21 protein-coding genes are annotated in these 14,516 nt (G+C 52.3%); 12 read left to right on the top strand and 9 right to left on the bottom strand.

Going from position 1 to position 14,516, the window contains the following annotated elements:
* Nucleotides 1-3: 3 nt before the first annotated feature.
* Together BJ887_RS06160 and BJ887_RS06155 are read right to left on the bottom strand one after the other, a co-directional pair.
* Entirely contained in the window at nt 4-822 is an 819-nt protein-coding gene (locus tag BJ887_RS06160; RefSeq protein WP_032680853.1) for an oxidoreductase, read from the bottom strand.
* A 98-nt stretch (nt 823-920) separates the two neighbouring features.
* Entirely contained in the window at nt 921-1,700 is a 780-nt protein-coding gene (locus tag BJ887_RS06155) for an SDR family oxidoreductase (RefSeq protein ID WP_032680852.1), read from the bottom strand.
* Nucleotides 1,701-1,940: 240 nt separating this feature from the next.
* On the opposite strand from BJ887_RS06155, the gene BJ887_RS06150 reads away from it, so the two are divergent.
* The 4 genes from BJ887_RS06150 (at nt 1,941) to uspF (ending at nt 4,685) form a co-directional block, all read left to right on the top strand.
* Nucleotides 1,941-2,489: a TetR/AcrR family transcriptional regulator gene (locus tag BJ887_RS06150; protein WP_032681991.1), complete on the top strand. Its 549-nt coding sequence runs from the start codon at nt 1,941-1,943 to the stop codon at nt 2,487-2,489.
* A gap of 177 nt (nt 2,490-2,666) precedes the next feature.
* Nucleotides 2,667-3,878: a selenium metabolism membrane protein YedE/FdhT gene (gene yedE / locus BJ887_RS06145; RefSeq protein ID WP_032680851.1), complete on the top strand. Its 1,212-nt coding sequence runs from the start codon at nt 2,667-2,669 to the stop codon at nt 3,876-3,878.
* Nucleotides 3,875-4,108, top strand: a complete 234-nt coding sequence (gene yedF, locus BJ887_RS06140; protein ID WP_014170428.1) for a sulfurtransferase-like selenium metabolism protein YedF — start codon at nt 3,875-3,877, stop codon at nt 4,106-4,108. The genes yedE and yedF overlap by 4 nt, the downstream gene beginning before the upstream one ends.
* Nucleotides 4,109-4,250: 142 nt before the next feature.
* Nucleotides 4,251-4,685: a universal stress protein UspF gene (gene uspF, locus BJ887_RS06135; protein ID WP_014170429.1), complete on the top strand. Its 435-nt coding sequence runs from the start codon at nt 4,251-4,253 to the stop codon at nt 4,683-4,685.
* A gap of 29 nt (nt 4,686-4,714) precedes the next feature.
* Here uspF and BJ887_RS06130 read toward each other — a convergent pair whose 3' ends face one another.
* Nucleotides 4,715-5,053: an energy transducer TonB gene (locus BJ887_RS06130; protein ID WP_080975384.1), complete on the bottom strand. Its 339-nt coding sequence runs from the start codon at nt 5,051-5,053 to the stop codon at nt 4,715-4,717.
* Nucleotides 5,054-5,176: 123 nt separating this feature from the next.
* Between BJ887_RS06130 and BJ887_RS23305 the strand changes: the two genes are divergently transcribed.
* Nucleotides 5,177-5,383: a hypothetical protein gene (locus BJ887_RS23305; RefSeq protein ID WP_320206080.1), complete on the top strand. Its 207-nt coding sequence runs from the start codon at nt 5,177-5,179 to the stop codon at nt 5,381-5,383.
* 217 nt (nt 5,384-5,600) lie between these two features.
* Here the strand turns inward: BJ887_RS23305 and ompW are convergent, their stop codons facing one another.
* A complete protein-coding gene (gene ompW / locus BJ887_RS06120) occupies nt 5,601-6,233 on the bottom strand; it encodes an outer membrane protein OmpW (protein WP_014170432.1) in 633 nt (210 codons plus the stop codon).
* A gap of 282 nt (nt 6,234-6,515) precedes the next feature.
* On the opposite strand from ompW, the gene BJ887_RS06115 reads away from it, so the two are divergent.
* The 4 genes from BJ887_RS06115 to yciA all read left to right on the top strand — a co-directional run bounded on the left by BJ887_RS06115 (nt 6,516) and on the right by yciA (nt 8,781).
* Nucleotides 6,516-6,920 carry a YkgJ family cysteine cluster protein gene (locus tag BJ887_RS06115; protein ID WP_032680849.1) on the top strand — a complete coding sequence of 135 codons (405 nt, stop codon included), beginning with the start codon at nt 6,516-6,518 and terminating at the stop codon, nt 6,918-6,920.
* A gap of 25 nt (nt 6,921-6,945) precedes the next feature.
* Nucleotides 6,946-7,689 (top strand): YciC family protein, encoded by a 744-nt coding sequence (locus BJ887_RS06110; RefSeq protein ID WP_121339582.1) that lies wholly within the window; start codon nt 6,946-6,948, stop codon nt 7,687-7,689.
* Nucleotides 7,690-7,741: 52 nt separating this feature from the next.
* Nucleotides 7,742-8,281 carry a septation protein A gene (locus BJ887_RS06105; protein WP_020882387.1) on the top strand — a complete coding sequence of 180 codons (540 nt, stop codon included), beginning with the start codon at nt 7,742-7,744 and terminating at the stop codon, nt 8,279-8,281.
* A 104-nt stretch (nt 8,282-8,385) separates the two neighbouring features.
* A complete protein-coding gene (yciA, locus tag BJ887_RS06100; RefSeq protein ID WP_014170435.1) occupies nt 8,386-8,781 on the top strand; it encodes an acyl-CoA thioester hydrolase YciA in 396 nt (131 codons plus the stop codon).
* Nucleotides 8,782-8,820: 39 nt separating this feature from the next.
* Here yciA and tonB read toward each other — a convergent pair whose 3' ends face one another.
* Nucleotides 8,821-9,543: a TonB system transport protein TonB gene (tonB, locus tag BJ887_RS06095; RefSeq protein WP_025203933.1), complete on the bottom strand. Its 723-nt coding sequence runs from the start codon at nt 9,541-9,543 to the stop codon at nt 8,821-8,823.
* Between the two features lie 221 nt (nt 9,544-9,764).
* On the opposite strand from tonB, the gene BJ887_RS06090 reads away from it, so the two are divergent.
* Nucleotides 9,765-10,061 carry a YciI family protein gene (locus tag BJ887_RS06090; protein ID WP_014170437.1) on the top strand — a complete coding sequence of 99 codons (297 nt, stop codon included), beginning with the start codon at nt 9,765-9,767 and terminating at the stop codon, nt 10,059-10,061.
* Between the two features lie 35 nt (nt 10,062-10,096).
* On the opposite strand, the gene leuE is transcribed toward BJ887_RS06090, so the two are convergent.
* The 3 genes from leuE to BJ887_RS23095 form a co-directional block, all read right to left on the bottom strand.
* The gene (gene leuE, locus BJ887_RS06085) at nt 10,097-10,732 is read right to left on the bottom strand and encodes a leucine efflux protein LeuE (protein ID WP_014170438.1); all 636 of its coding nucleotides are present in this window, start codon (nt 10,730-10,732) and stop codon (nt 10,097-10,099) included.
* Between the two features lie 67 nt (nt 10,733-10,799).
* Nucleotides 10,800-11,210, bottom strand: coding sequence for an Exc2 family lipoprotein (locus BJ887_RS06080; RefSeq protein ID WP_121339581.1), 411 nt, complete (start codon nt 11,208-11,210; stop codon nt 10,800-10,802).
* 257 nt (nt 11,211-11,467) lie between these two features.
* On the bottom strand, nt 11,468-11,641 hold the full coding sequence (locus BJ887_RS23095) for a YciY family protein (RefSeq protein WP_086463573.1): 174 nt from the start codon (nt 11,639-11,641) through the stop codon (nt 11,468-11,470).
* 144 nt (nt 11,642-11,785) lie between these two features.
* Here BJ887_RS23095 and cls point away from each other — a divergent pair, with 144 nt between their 5' ends.
* Together cls and BJ887_RS06070 are read left to right on the top strand one after the other, a co-directional pair.
* Nucleotides 11,786-13,246, top strand: coding sequence for a cardiolipin synthase (gene cls / locus BJ887_RS06075; RefSeq protein WP_025203931.1), 1,461 nt, complete (start codon nt 11,786-11,788; stop codon nt 13,244-13,246).
* 33 nt (nt 13,247-13,279) lie between these two features.
* On the top strand, nt 13,280-13,609 hold the full coding sequence (locus tag BJ887_RS06070; RefSeq protein ID WP_121339579.1) for an HI1450 family dsDNA-mimic protein: 330 nt from the start codon (nt 13,280-13,282) through the stop codon (nt 13,607-13,609).
* 31 nt (nt 13,610-13,640) lie between these two features.
* Here BJ887_RS06070 and BJ887_RS06065 read toward each other — a convergent pair whose 3' ends face one another.
* Complete coding sequence (locus BJ887_RS06065) at nt 13,641-14,510, bottom strand: ion transporter (protein WP_032678336.1); 870 nt, start codon at nt 14,508-14,510, stop codon at nt 13,641-13,643.
* Nucleotides 14,511-14,516: the final 6 nt, after the last annotated feature.

Here is a 14,516-nt window from a genome sequence, read left to right as displayed (position 1 = left end):
TTCTTATTCTTTCGCGTCGAGCTGAAGACTGTTGCGTACCACCTTGTCCAGAAGTGAAGCAGGCGCAAAGCGGCGAATGAAATTCAGTTTCCCCGCCAGCGTGCCCGCCGTATAACGCACCTTAGGCCGTAAAGCCTGGGCAGCCTTTACCACCACATCAGCCACCACTTCCGGACGTTCCGCCTCGTCCATTGCCTTGCTGACGACGTTGTTCAGCTTAGCCCGGAGCGGTTCATATTCTTCTAGCTTCGCGTCAGGTTCTATATTGTTTACGTCGAACTGTGTCTTTGTATAGGCCGGCTCGATCACGGAAACCCTGATACCCTGTGTGCGCAGTTCATGGTCCAGCGCGCCCGTATACCCTTCAACCGCATGCTTACTGGCTGCATACAGTGCCACGTAAGGTAGCGGGACAATCCCTAATATCGAACCAATGTTGATGATGCGCCCACTGCCCTGACGGCGCATGTGCGGGATCACTGCCCGCGTCATTCTGACCAGGCCAAGAAAGTTGGTGTCGAAAATACGCCTGGCCTGATCAATCGAACTTTCTTCCGCGGCCGCAGGAGCAACCCCAAAGCCCGCATTATTCACCAGCAAATCTATCCGCCCTTCCAGGTGCAGTAACGCCTCAATGGCGGCGCTCACGGACGCATCGTCCGTCACATCAAGCGTTAATAACGCAAAGGGATGTGTGCCTGCCTGCACAGCGCGCCGGCTGGTGCCATAGACCGTATACCCCGCGGCCAGCAGTTTTTTAGCCGACGCCTCACCGATCCCCGAAGAAGCTCCGGTCACCAGTGCTACACGTTTTTTTGTCATTCTCACTACGCTCTCTTGATGGAGTCCTGCTCACCCTGCAGCGCAACAACACGCTGCAGGGAAACAACGCGGCATAGGGTTATGCCGAATCCCCGTGGCTACACTGTGTACCGTTCTGCCGCTTTAGCCTGATTGATATCCGCCAGCAGAGCCTGACGCGCCGTCTCCAGGTCATCCCAGTGGGCAGCATTTTGTAAAGGAGGGATGGTGACGAGTTCGCGACGATCAAAGCCGGCCAGGGCTGCGTCAACTAACTGACCCACTTCCATCATCTCGGGCGCCTTACTGATATCAATACCTGCACGTTCCCAGATTTCGGTGTAAGTGCCAGCCGGAAGTACCACCTGGACGTAAACGCCCGCGGAGGACAGCTCAAGATGCAATCCCTGCGACAGGAAAAGCACAAAGGCTTTGGTTGCACCGTAAACCGTCATGGCAAATTCCGGGGCGAGCCCAACGACGGAGCTGATATTGACGATTGCGCCTTCTCCGGTTTTGACAAACCGTGGCGCCGCGGCACGAGCAAGCCTCGTCAGCGCAGTGACGTTCAGGGCGATAAGACGCTCAATTGCCTCAGGCGTCTGGCCGGCAAAATTGCCCGACTGTGCCATGCCCGCGTTGTTAATCAGCACCCCTATTTTTTCGTCTTCACGAAGACGAGCTTCCACCGTCGCTAAATCCGCTGCCTGAGTGAGGTCGGCTGGCAGAACATCAACAGAAACGCCCTTCTCCTGTCGCAGACGCTCGGCGAGCGCGTCTAATTTTGTTTTATCGCGGGCAACCAGAACCAGGTCATGTCCACGGCTCGCAAATCTTTGCGCATAGACAGCACCAATACCCGTCGATGCGCCTGTAATGAGAACTGAAGTTTTCGTCATATGTGATCTTCTTTATTCAATGTTGAACAGAATCTGCACTGTTCGATGCAGGTAAATCCGGGGATATGTCCGGCTCTCTTTGCTGATCTCAGTCAGACTGACGGAGCGCGCATACCTCTGCGAAGCGCCGTCGGGGACATGGATTTAATGATGATGATCATAATCTATAAAGTCAACTGGTTTGATTATGATCATCATCAATGTATAATTGAGCCTTGTTTTGTAAGGGGGCGGGAAAGCATGAAAGTGTCAAAAGAGCAGGTTCGGGAAAACCGGATGCGCATTGTTGAAACGGCATCAGAACTTTTTCGTGAGCGCGGCTATGACGGCGTGGGCGTGGCGGAGCTGATGTCTGCGGCGGGTTTAACCCACGGCGGGTTTTATAAGCACTTTGGTTCAAAGGCCGATCTGATGTCAGAAGCCATGAACTGTGGTTTTGTACACGCCGCGGAAAACCTGGCGGGTGTGGATCGAGAAAAATTCATTGAATATTACCTCTCCCGACAGCATCGCGATGATATGGCCAGGGGTTGTGTGATGTCTGCCCTGGGCACCGACACCGCCCGTCAGTCCGAGTCCATCAAAGAGACATTTGCGGCTGGGGTTGAACGTCAGCTGGCAATGTTAAGTGACGAAAATGTCTCACGTGCTGACCTGATAGACACCTTTGCACATCTTGTCGGGGCTCTGGTGTTGTCCCGTGCCTGCCCGGATAATTCTGCGCTCGCTGACGAAATTCTGGATGTCTGCCGCTCGCGTATTCTGCGTGAGGAGCCGCGAAAAGAGTGAATATTTTGCAGCCGGGTGAGTGATTGCCAGGAGATATCAGGAAGATTTGATGACGGAGGTCATAAAAAAGGTAGGTATTTTTGAGAAAAGTTTTGGAGAGGTTTTGGAGAAAGAAAAAAAGTTATATATTCCAGCCCGTTAAATCCAAATATACCTTCTGAGTTCAGAGGCTTACTCATGTCATGGCAATACTTCAAACAGACTTACCTGGTTAAGTTCTGGTCACCTGTACCCGCCGTTATCGCAGCGGGGATCCTGTCTACTTACTATTTCGGCATTACCGGTACGTTCTGGGCTGTAACCGGCGAGTTTACCCGCTGGGGTGGACAGCTGCTGCAGCTTGCCGGTGTGCATGCTGAAGAGTGGGGTTACTTTAAGCTCATTCATCTGGAAGGCACTCCGCTGACCCGCATCGACGGGATGATGATCATCGGCATGTTCGGCGGCTGTTTTGCCGCCGCGCTGTGGGCAAACAACGTTAAGCTGAGAATGCCAAAAAGTCGGATCCGCATCGTACAGGCGGTCATCGGCGGCATGATTGCCGGTTTCGGTGCGCGCCTGGCGATGGGCTGTAACCTTGCCGCCTTCTTTACCGGTATCCCACAGTTTTCGCTACATGCCTGGTTCTTTGCCGTCGCTACCGCCATCGGTTCTTACTTTGGCGCAAAATTTACCCTTTTGCCGCTGTTCCGTATTCCCGTCAGGATGGTTAAGGTCAGCGCCGCATCGCCGCTGACGCAAAAACCAGCTCAGGCACACCGTCGTTTCCGCCTGGGGATGCTGGTCTTTTTCGCCATGGTGGCATGGGCACTGTGTACAGCGCTCAATCAACCTAAACTGGGTCTGGCAATGCTGTTTGGCGTGGGCTTTGGTTTGCTTATTGAACGCGCGCAGATCTGCTTTACTTCAGCGTTTCGCGATATGTGGATCACCGGGCGGACAATGATGGCAAAAGCGATTATTGCCGGGATGGCGGTGAGTGCTATCGGCATCTTCAGCTATGTTCAGTTAGGTGTTGAACCGAAAATCATGTGGGCCGGCCCGAATGCGGTGATTGGCGGCCTGCTGTTTGGCTTCGGGATTGTGCTGGCTGGCGGTTGTGAAACAGGCTGGATGTACCGCGCCGTTGAAGGTCAGGTGCATTACTGGTGGGTTGGCCTGGGGAACGTGCTCGGGTCAACTCTCCTTGCGTACTACTGGGATTCCCTTTCTCCTGTCCTCGCGACGAACTGGGATAAGGTCAACCTGCTCAGCACGTTCGGCCCACTCGGTGGCCTGTTGGTGACGTACGCCCTGCTGCTGGCCGCTTTTTTACTGGTGATTGCGCAGGAGAAACGATTCTTCCGCCGTGCCGCTGTCAAAAATGAAACGCAGGAGAATGCCGCATGAAAGAGATCGTGCCTGACTATCGTCTGGATATGGTGGGCGAACCCTGCCCTTATCCCGCTGTCGCTACGCTGGAAGCCCTGCCTCAGCTCAGGAAAGGGGAAATTCTGGAGGTGGTGAGCGACTGCCCGCAGTCTATCAACAACATTCCTCTGGATGCTAAAAACCACGGTTACACCGTGCTGGACATTCAACAGGATGGGCCAACCATTCGTTATTTGATACAGAAATAATCCCGCCACAGACGCTCCTTAACCGGGGCGTCTTTCCTGCCCCAAAAATCCGCCTTACGTCCCACTTTGGCGGTAAATACAGTCCCCTGTTCTCCCCCGGAACTACACTTAAAGTGGATAAAAAACAAACAGGAGGTGTGGCATGTTTGCGTCAATTCTCGTTCCTGTCGATATTTCAGAGCGTCGCCTGACCGAACAGGTGATTCCCTATGTTCAGGCGAACGCAGCAATCAGTAACGGCAAAGTGCATTTTCTGACTGTCGTTCCTTCTTTCCCCTACTATTCCTCTCTTGGTCTGGCCTATTCCGTTGAGATGCCAAAACTGGAAGAAATGCAGCAGGAGGCGCTGGCGAAATTGAATGAGATCGTTACGCAGTTCAATTTACCGGCCGACCGCATTCAGACCCACGCCATTTCTGGCACGCCTAAAGATCAGATCCTGAAACTGGCTGAGAGTATCAATGCAGACCTGATAATTATTGCGTCTCATCGACCTGATATTTCGACCTATCTGTTAGGCTCTAACGCTGCGGTCGTCGTGCGCCACGCAAAATGCCCGGTGCTGGTGGTGCGTTAGCGTGCCTGCGAGGAAAGATAAGCCCCGGACTATCGGGGCTTATTTACTGTGAAAGTGACCGTTTCTGTTTGACGGTTTTTATTCGGTGATAAACACCATATTTGCACGGCACGCAGCGTTTCGCGTTCAAACACCCCTTCAGGCTGTGCAGAGACAATACGTATATCGTGTGGATGACCATCGTCGCCCACAGAAAAAGAGAAAACAACGTTACCCTCAATGCCCAGCGCCTGTGCCTTTACGGGCATGGCAGGGAAAGGCTTATTCGTTATTCCATTGCACGGTTTCTGCGCCGGTTCAGGTTGCATGGGCTGTTGATGGCAGCCAGAAATGAGCGTAACCGCAGCCGCAATAATTATTCTTTTCAATATTATGTCCTGTAAAATTTAACGTCTCGCTTTTCGAGAACAGTATATTGCGGTATCTGGCATTAATCTCCTCCCAACCCCGATAGCCTGCTTGCGGAATAACTTTCATAAATGGACTTTCTCATGAATCAAATTCTTCCGTCAGTGTGTATTACTGCTGTGCTTGCCGGATGTGTTCCCCTTCCCCCTAAACGCTGTCACAAACAACGTGCCCCCGATGCCTGTACTTATAAGCATTCCGGTAAAGTCTCGGATAACAATATCCACGGGCCACAGGCCTGCGCCATTGAGCAATCACTGGACGCCGTACTGACCGATCCTCACGCATGAAGCGGTAAGCGATGCAATCTGCACCTCGACTTTAAGGATGGTGTGAATAGGTTATGGTCAGGCGTTGACTGACGCGGCTAAACGGGCAGTATTTCCGCCGTTTACGGTTCAGCATGTATTTGATGAGATGAGTACAGCACGCTGGAATATGGAGGGGCAACCTTAATCGCCCCCCGAAGCAAGACTGGCCATAACCAGGCCAGTCTCAGGGGATAAATCAGAAACGATAACCCGCGGAGAACATAAACACCCACGGATCGAGGCGAGTGCTGATACTTTGCTGTTCACCGCCCGCTTTAAAGCGAACGTCGGTATCAATGTCCATGTACCAGACCGAGGCGTTAATTAACCAGTCACGGTTAATCAGATAATCCAGCCCCACCTGCCCCGCAACACCCCACGAGTCTTTCAGGCTGAGATCGGTAAGCCCGGCTTCTTTACCGGTATCGTTAAATTTCTCGTCGAAGAAGGTGGTGTAGTTCACCCCTGCGCCAATATACGGACGCACCTTACTGTTAGCATCACCAAAGTACCACTGCGCCATCAGTGTTGGCGGTAAATGGTGCACCGTCGCGATATCCCCGGTTGGCCCTAAACCGACGCGATGACGGAATGGCGTTGCTGCCAGAAGCTCAACACCAATGTTCTCCGTCGCCATATACGTAAAGGTCAAACCGAGCTGGGTATTGTTGCTGACGTTAAAACCGCCCATACCCAGTACGCTATCAGAGCCTTCTGTTGGACGCACCGTTGCCGAACCGGCACGAATAAAGAATTCACCTGCTTCATGCGCATACGCGCCGCCAGAGAGACTGCTTAATACAAGGGCTGCCACCGCTAATTTTTTCATATCCGCTCCATCGTTGTGGTTTTAGTCGCGGAGGAGAATATACTCACAAATGAGTAATAAGTGATCTGCTACAGATCACATTAAAACCAGTAAGTTAACATTCATTGATCTGGGTTAATTTTTGGTGACACACCGTAAAGCGATAAGTTGTCGTCAGGTCAATTTCTGGCATTTCGGCGTTACAAAATTTTCTCTTTTCACCCTCTTGCTCTTCCTCTCGCGGCTGGATAATTTAGCGCTCTCACAAGTTGATTTGATGCGTTCTTCTTTTGCAGGTGTGCCATGAGTGATGTTAACCCGTGCATGACGTGCGGAGCCTGTTGTGCGTATTTTCGAGTCTCTTTCTACTGGGCCGAAGCCAGCGATGGCGGCGGTACCGTTCCGGTTCATCTCACTGAACCGTTAACGCCTTTTCTGCGCTGCATGAGCGGCACCAACCAAAAACCGTGCCGATGCGCTGCGCTTCAAGGTGAACCTGGGGTGTCCACCCGGTGCTCTATCTACGAGCACCGCCCCAGCCCGTGCCGGGAGTTTTCCATGTCAGGTGAGGATGGGCAGGTCAATGAAGCCTGTAATCGTGCCCGTGCGCGCTTTGGATTACCGCCGCTTTACAAAGATATGCTTTTCCATACAAGCCTTGATGCTGCCACGACAGTGTTATCCGGTGTACAATTGCCGGCTAATTAACACCTGCAATACTCAAGGAGAGTGCATGTCTATCACGGCGAAGTCTGTCTACCGTGACACGGGAAACTTTTTCCGCAATCAGTTCTTAACCTTTTTACTGATCGCGTTGCTATGCGCCTTCATTACAGTGGTGCTTGGCCATGCGTTCTCGCCAAGTGACGAACAGATTGCCAGCCTGAGCCAGGGCGACAACCTTGCAGATAGCGTGGGGTTGTTTGAACTGGTACAAAACATGACGCCGGAGCAGCAACAAATCCTGCTGCGGGCTTCCGCTGCTTCGACATTCTCTGGTCTTATCGGCAATGCGATTCTGGCAGGTGGCGTTCTGCTGATGATTCAGCTGGTTTCCGCCGGTCAGCGCGTCAGCGCCCTGCGGGCGATTGGTGCCAGCGCGCCGGTATTACCGAAGCTGTTTATCCTCATCTTTTTAACCACCATGCTGGTGCAGATGGGGATTATGCTGGTCGTCGTGCCGGGTGTATTACTGGCTATCCTGCTCTCCTTCGCGCCGGTAATGGTCGTGCAGGATAAACTGGGGATCTTTACCGCGATGCGCAGCAGCATCCGGCTCGCCTGGGCAAATATACGCCTGGTGGCACCGGCTGTTATCGGCTGGCTGTTGGCGAAAACGCTCCTGCTGCTGTTTGCCCCGAATTTTGCGGTACTCACGCCAAATGTGGGCGCGGTGGTGGCAAATACGCTGAGCAACCTCATTTCAGCGGTACTGCTGGTCTATCTGTTCCGCCTGTATATGTTAATTCGTCAGTAATCCTGTGGCCGGGAACGTCAGCCCGGCCCTACACAGAAGATGGAATCACAGAATGAAGCAGTTTCTTGATTTTTTACCGCTCGTGGTCTTTTTCGCTTTCTACAAGCTGTATGACATTTATGCCGCCACGACTGCACTGATCGTGGCCACAGCGGTTGTGCTGATCTACAGCTGGGTTCGCTACCGTAAAGTTGAAAAAATGGCGCTGGTGACCTTCGTCCTGGTCGCGGTGTTTGGTGGACTCACCCTGTTCTTCCACAACGATGAATTCATCAAATGGAAAGTCACGGTGATTTACGCTCTGTTTGCGGGTGCGTTACTGATTAGCCAGTGGGTGATGAAGAAGCCGCTGATCCAGCGCATGCTGGGCAAAGAGCTGACGCTGCCTCAGGAAGTGTGGTCCCGACTGAATATCGCCTGGGCGATCTTCTTTATTCTCTGTGGTCTTGCCAATATCTATATTGCTTTCTGGCTGCCGCAGAATATCTGGGTCAACTTCAAGGTCTTTGGCCTGACGGCTCTGACGCTCATCTTCACGCTGTTAAGTGGCGTTTATATCTATCGCCACATGCCACAGGACGACCAGCACTGATCGTTCACCGACCAGAACGTGTGCAGCAGGCGTTCTGGTCTATTCTCTCCAGCCTGAAATCATAGTAGCATCCCGCCTGAAGTCTTCAGTTACGAGTTAAAACAATGACAACAAATAACGCCCCTCAGGGCGAACTGGTTTTACGCACACTGGCAATGCCCGCTGACACCAATGCCAATGGCGATATTTTTGGCGGCTGGCTGATGTCGCAAATGGATATGGGAGGCGCTATTCTGGCAAAAGAGATTGCACATGGCCGGGTAGTGACGGTGAGAGTGGATGGCATGACCTTCCTGCGCCCGGTTGCAGTGGGTGATGTGGTTTGCTGTTACGCGCGTTGCGTAAAACGTGGCAATACCTCCATCTCCATTAACATCGAAGTGTGGGTGAAAAAGGTCTCGTCCGAACCCATTGGACAGCGTTATAAAGCGACAGAAGCGCTGTTTATTTATGTGGCCGTGGACAACGAAGGTAAACCCCGACCGCTTCCTCAGGCCTGATTGCCCGCTAAAAAAAAGCCTCCTTGCGGAGGCTTTTTTTTATTCCATCTGTGCCCCGCCATTCAGGCGGAAGACAATATTCACGATCAGTCCGTTGCCCGGTTTACCGGCTTCATAACGCCATCTGCGCATCGCCGTTTTCACTTCTCTCTCGAACATATTAGACGGCTGCGCGGACAGTATTTCCACGTTCTCAACACGCCCTTCCGGCGTAACATCGAATTTCACCCGTACACGGCCCTCAATACGTAATGCCTGAGCACGAGCCGGATACTGCGGCTGATTACGGCTGACCGCACGCGGTCCCGCGGGTGCGGTGACTGTCGGTTTGGCTGTCGTCGTGGTGTTATTCATCACCGGACGCGAAGGTGCTGCGTTTTCTACCGTCTGCGTGGCGCGGGGTTCAACCGGACGCGTTTCGCGTTTTGGACGTTCTTCTACCTTCTTCACCGGTTTTGGCTTCGGCTTAGGTTTCGGCTTCGGCTCGGGTTTGTGGATCACCACCGGAGCTTCTTTTGGCGGTTCCGGCACCGGTTCAGGTTCGGGTTCCGGTTCGGCGACGGGCTGTGGCGGCGGAGGCGCAACCTGCGGCGGTTCGAGATCCGCTGGCGATACCATCGTCACAGAAATAGGCTGTGCGGGCGCTGGCATTTCAACAACCTGATGAACCGAGGTATAAAGCAAACCCGCCACGACAGCACCGTGAATAACGACAGAAAGCAGCGTCGGCCAGGGAAAGCGGCGAGGTAAATCAAGGGTCATCGAAGTCATAATCATCAACGTTAAAAAACCGAACACTGATTTTAAATGCAAATAGCAATCATATTCAATAAGACACTTTGTCCTGGCGCAATTTAAGCGCAAGAGAGGCCAAAAAAGGCGCATTCAGATCAGGGTTTTAACATTGTTTTTATCTTTACATTGCAGTCAGTTGCCCTTTCACATAACGTTACTGACACTTTTAATGGTTAAGGAGCTTCACCGTGCTTTACGTGATTTACTCTGAAGATGTCGCTGATTCCCTCGAAAAACGCCAGTCCGTTCGCCCTGCCCATCTGGCGCGTTTACAACTGCTCCAGGATGAAGGTCGATTACTGACCGCGGGTCCAATGCCTGCGGTAGACAGCAATGACCCTGGCGCTGCCGGTTTCGCGGGCTCCACGGTGATTGCCGAGTTTGAATCCCTGGAAGCGGCTCAGGCCTGGGCTGATGCAGACCCGTACGTTGCCGCAGGTGTCTATGCGAAGGTGACGGTTCGCCCGTACAAGAAAGTGTTTTGATACAAAAGTGGCTCCGAAAGGAGCCACTCATCTCTTCAGTGCAGTGACGCTAAGCGCGCCGCAAATCCGACAAACAGCAGCCCAATCAGCCCGTTCCCTAGCTTTGCCAGTTTCTTTTTGGTTTTCAGATAACGCGTGACAAACGCACCAGAGAAGATCAGGAAGCTCATATACATAAAGCTAATCAGCTCCAGCGTGGTCGCGAGGATCAGGAAAGACGTGCCCGTGTTTTTCGCATTCACATCGATGAACTGCACAAAGAACGAGACATAGAACAAAATAGCCTTTGGATTCGTCAGGCTCAGCACCAGCGAGCGTTTCATGATCATGCTCGCAGGCTCGGTTCCGCTCTCATGGCTATTCTTCTGACGGGTGATGACTGACCAGAGCATTTTGCCGCCGAGCCACAGGAGATAGAAAGCACCGAGGTAGCGCACAATATTAAACAGAACCGGGGTCGTCTGGATTAATGCTGCGACGCCCGCCCAGGCAAGAAACATCAGCACTGCATCGCCGATAAATACGCCAGTGGCGGCGAGATACCCTTTTTTAACACCGTGCCCAATACCGGTTTTCAGTACAAACAATGTGTTCGGTCCAGGCACCAGCACGATAAAAAATGCCCCTACAACATAGGTCCAGAAATTAAGTACACCAAACTCCGCAAACACCTCTCACTCCTTTTGCTAAAAAACGACGGGAATATCGCTGCAAATACGATATCCCCAAAATCAGACGCTATTGTACGCCGTTATAGCCATCAAGATAAGTCGTAGCCAGTTCGTTACCAAATAAAACGGCGTCCTTCTCTTCCATTTGAGACGTCCATTTATCCGCGGTATTACCGTCGAAAGCATGCTCCGTTTTCGCCTGATTCTTCAGTTGATCGCGAATGCTTTGGGCGTACTGGTTTGCCTCAGACAGTGTGCGTCCTGCAGCGCGATCGGTTTTCCCCTGCTCATACAGCTCACGGAACTGAGGAACATTCAGACGATAATTTTGCGATACACTTGACGTAAAATTGCCGCCAGTAAAATTGGTTTTATGCGACACGAAATAATAAGCATGCCTTTCCGGTGACGTTTTACTGCTGACACAACCGCTCAACACGGCAATCCCAAGAAGGGCAGCAACCACTTTTCCGTTCATCTCTTTTCCTTTTTAGTTTATCCAGTGCGATATCCCGCTGAGCAGTAAATTAATCAACGCGGATAATGACGATAATCCTGCGTTTTCCCTGATCGCATCCAGCGCAAGCAGCACAATAAATACCCAGAGATAAGGATTCATCTTTGAAATGCATAAGATTAAGAGGGCGGAGTATATCGCGGAATGAATCGGGGGAGAGACTGCGAAAAATGATAGCCTGAAAATCAGTGGGCACCTTAACGGTGCCCTGATGGTTCTCAGATAACCTGTGTAGCGAACAGCAACGCGTTACGGTGTCTGGTCATTCCACATTTTCTGATGGCGTGTATACGCATATTGCGGCGGGATTGTGCTTCCAGCCAACGAGCCTTGCGACGACTCACCTGTCGCAACATGCGCCAGCGCCCTACTTCTGTTCTACTGCGCTTCATGTTTACAACTCTTTCTCTAACAGAAACCCCATTATAAACCCAACCCCGCAGCAAACCAGCGCTTTTAACTGGCGTTTTTATTTGCCAGATGATTCCTGATGCGTACACTCATAACAATACGCTTTCAAAAGGATTTTTTTACCTATGACAACCTTCTACACCGTGGTGAGTTGGCTGGTCATTCTGGGATACTGGCTGTTAATCGCGGGTGTGACTTTGCGCATCCTGATGAAGCGCAGAGCCGTACCCTCTGCCATGGCCTGGCTGCTGATAATCTACATCCTGCCGCTGGTGGGGATTATTGCCTATCTCTCTTTCGGTGAGCTACATCTGGGTAAACGCCGTGCCGAGCGTGCCCGCGCCATGTGGCCTTCAACCGCCAAATGGCTCCACGATCTCAAAGCCTGCAAACATATCTTTGCCGAGGAGAACAGCAGTGTTGCCTCCTCGCTGTTTAAGCTGTGCGAACTCCGTCAGGGTATTGGCGGCGTTAAGGGCAACCAGCTCCAGTTGCTGACCTCCTCGGATGACGTCATGCAGGCCCTCATCCGCGATATTCAACTGGCTCGCCATAATATCGAGATGGTGTTCTATATCTGGCAGCCTGGCGGCATGGCCGATCAGGTTGCTGAATCGCTGATGGCCGCTGCGCGTCGGGGCATTCATTGCCGACTGTTGCTGGATTCCGCTGGCAGCGTCGCCTTCTTCCGTAGCCCCTGGGCGGGCATGATGCGTAATGCCGGTATTGAAGTGGTTGAGGCGCTGAAGGTCAATCTCTTGCGTGTGTTTCTGCGCCGGATGGACCTTCGCCAGCACCGTAAAATGATCATGATCGACAACTATATTGCCTATACCGGCAGCATGAACATGGTTGACCCGCGGTTCTTCAAGCAGGACTCGGGTGTCGGGCAATGGGTAGACCTGATGGCGAGAATGGAGGGGCCCATTGCCACCTCGATGGGTATCGTTTATTCCTGCGACTGGGAGATAGAAACCGGGAAACGTATCCTGCCGCCGCCACCGGATGGCAATATCATGCCGTTTGAAGAGGCCAGCGGGCACACCATCCATACTATCGCTTCCGGACCGGGCTTCCCGGAGGACTTGATCCATCAGGCGTTGCTGACGGCCACTTACGCAGCGCGTGAATATTTGATCATGACCACCCCCTACTTTGTTCCCAGCGATGACCTGCTGCACGCCATCTGTACCGCGGCACAGCGCGGTGTCGATGTGAGTATCATCTTGCCACGCAAAAATGACTCGCTTCTGGTGGGCTGGGCCAGCCGGGCATTCTTCAGTGAACTGCTGGCTGCGGGGGTGAAAATCTACCAGTTTGAAGGCGGATTACTCCACACCAAGAGCGTGCTTGTCGACGGTGAGTTAAGTCTGGTGGGTACGGTTAACCTGGATATGCGCAGTCTGTGGCTGAACTTTGAAATCACACTGGTGATCGATGATGCCGGCTTTGGCGGCGATCTGGCCGCGGTCCAGGATGATTATATCTCCCGCTCGCGACTGCTGGATGCCAGACTGTGGGTTAAACGCCCGCTGTGGCAGAGAATTACCGAACGACTGTTTTACTTCTTTAGTCCGTTGCTGTAAAACGTGCCCAACGATGTTAAACAGGTAGTCATCATGGAAATGGATCTGAACAATCGCCTGACCGAAGACGAAACGCTCGAACAGGCCTATGACATTTTTCTCGAACTGGCGGTTGATAACCTCGATCCCGCAGACGTGATCCTCTTTAATCTCCAGTTTGAAGAGCGCGGGGGCGCCGAGTTGTTCGCCCCTTCTGAAGACTGGGCTGAACATGTGGATTTCGACCTTAATCCTGACTTCTTTGCCGAAGTGGTGATTGGCCTGGCCGATGAAGATGGCGGTGAAATTAACGACATCTTCGCCCGCGTCCTGCTGTGTCGCGAGAAAGACCACAAGCTGTGTCATATTCTCTGGCGCGAATAATAAAAAAGGCTGCGATTGCAGCCTTTTTTATTTAATCCGGTAACTCACTTCCGCACTGATTACAAAACCGCGCGCTGTGTTCATGTTCACCCTGGTGACATTTCGGGCATTTTCGTTGCGCCTTACGGTTCTGAAAGGCGCTGCTCATGTGCGTAGTAATGAGCCCTGTCGGGACCGCAATCACCGAATAACCAATCAGAATCAGTACCGAGGCGACAATCCGTCCCAGCGGAGTATGAGGGGCTATATCACCATAGCCAACGGTCGTAACGGTCACAATCGCCCAATAGACAGAAGCATTCAGCGTTGAGAAGCCATTCTTCGGCCCTTCTATCAAATACATCAACGCGCCGAATATCACCATGACGATGGCAATAAATGAGTAGAACAGGATCAGCTGATGCCGCGCGCTGACGATGGCACTCCAAAATATCCGCAATGACGGCATAAACCGCAGCAGTTTAAGAATGCGTAACACCCGAATAACGCGCATCGCTCGCCAGGCAAAAACATAGCTCAGACTGATTTCTGGCCATAGCCACATGACATAGAGCGGCAGGATCGTGGCTAAATCAATAAATCCCCAGAAGCTGAAGACATATTTGGCCGGGTCAGGCCAACAGAATACCCGCAGGAAATATTCAGCGGTAAAGACCAGCGTAATGACCAGCTCCAGCCAGACAAAAAGATGCCATTCTTCCAGCGTCAGGTGATACTGCGTTCCAACGCCCGATTCGATAAAAATGATCACCACGCTGAGCAGCGCAAACAGCGCGCAGAGGGCTTCAAAACGCCTTCCGGTTACCGTTTCAGGATCGAATAAAAGATGATAGAGCCGCCGACGGACGGAGGTGAATAATCGCGACACATTAACCTCGCAAATAATAAGGGCTGACATCATGTCAGC

Source organism: Enterobacter sp. WPR_3_1, from assembly GCF_003635055.1.
In the GTDB taxonomy this organism is placed as follows: domain Bacteria; phylum Pseudomonadota; class Gammaproteobacteria; order Enterobacterales; family Enterobacteriaceae; genus Enterobacter; species Enterobacter ludwigii.
Note: the sequence above shows the minus strand (reverse complement) of the source record. Positions and strands in the feature narration are given on the sequence as shown.

Coding starts and splice junctions, on each gene's coding strand:
- BJ887_RS06160 (WP_032680853.1), bottom strand. CDS start 822: ATGACAAAAAAACGTGTAGCACTGGTGACCGGAGCTTCTTCGGGGATC.
- BJ887_RS06155 (WP_032680852.1), bottom strand. CDS start 1,700: ATGACGAAAACTTCAGTTCTCATTACAGGCGCATCGACGGGTATTGGT.
- BJ887_RS06150 (WP_032681991.1), top strand. CDS start 1,941: ATGAAAGTGTCAAAAGAGCAGGTTCGGGAAAACCGGATGCGCATTGTT.
- yedE (WP_032680851.1), top strand. CDS start 2,667: ATGTCATGGCAATACTTCAAACAGACTTACCTGGTTAAGTTCTGGTCA.
- yedF (WP_014170428.1), top strand. CDS start 3,875: ATGAAAGAGATCGTGCCTGACTATCGTCTGGATATGGTGGGCGAACCC.
- uspF (WP_014170429.1), top strand. CDS start 4,251: ATGTTTGCGTCAATTCTCGTTCCTGTCGATATTTCAGAGCGTCGCCTG.
- BJ887_RS23305 (WP_320206080.1), top strand. CDS start 5,177: ATGAATCAAATTCTTCCGTCAGTGTGTATTACTGCTGTGCTTGCCGGA.
- ompW (WP_014170432.1), bottom strand. CDS start 6,233: ATGAAAAAATTAGCGGTGGCAGCCCTTGTATTAAGCAGTCTCTCTGGC.
- BJ887_RS06115 (WP_032680849.1), top strand. CDS start 6,516: ATGAGTGATGTTAACCCGTGCATGACGTGCGGAGCCTGTTGTGCGTAT.
- BJ887_RS06110 (WP_121339582.1), top strand. CDS start 6,946: ATGTCTATCACGGCGAAGTCTGTCTACCGTGACACGGGAAACTTTTTC.
- BJ887_RS06105 (WP_020882387.1), top strand. CDS start 7,742: ATGAAGCAGTTTCTTGATTTTTTACCGCTCGTGGTCTTTTTCGCTTTC.
- yciA (WP_014170435.1), top strand. CDS start 8,386: ATGACAACAAATAACGCCCCTCAGGGCGAACTGGTTTTACGCACACTG.
- tonB (WP_025203933.1), bottom strand. CDS start 9,543: ATGACCCTTGATTTACCTCGCCGCTTTCCCTGGCCGACGCTGCTTTCT.
- BJ887_RS06080 (WP_121339581.1), bottom strand. CDS start 11,210: ATGAACGGAAAAGTGGTTGCTGCCCTTCTTGGGATTGCCGTGTTGAGC.
- BJ887_RS23095 (WP_086463573.1), bottom strand. CDS start 11,641: ATGAAGCGCAGTAGAACAGAAGTAGGGCGCTGGCGCATGTTGCGACAG.
- cls (WP_025203931.1), top strand. CDS start 11,786: ATGACAACCTTCTACACCGTGGTGAGTTGGCTGGTCATTCTGGGATAC.
- BJ887_RS06070 (WP_121339579.1), top strand. CDS start 13,280: ATGGAAATGGATCTGAACAATCGCCTGACCGAAGACGAAACGCTCGAA.
- BJ887_RS06065 (WP_032678336.1), bottom strand. CDS start 14,510: ATGATGTCAGCCCTTATTATTTGCGAGGTTAATGTGTCGCGATTATTC.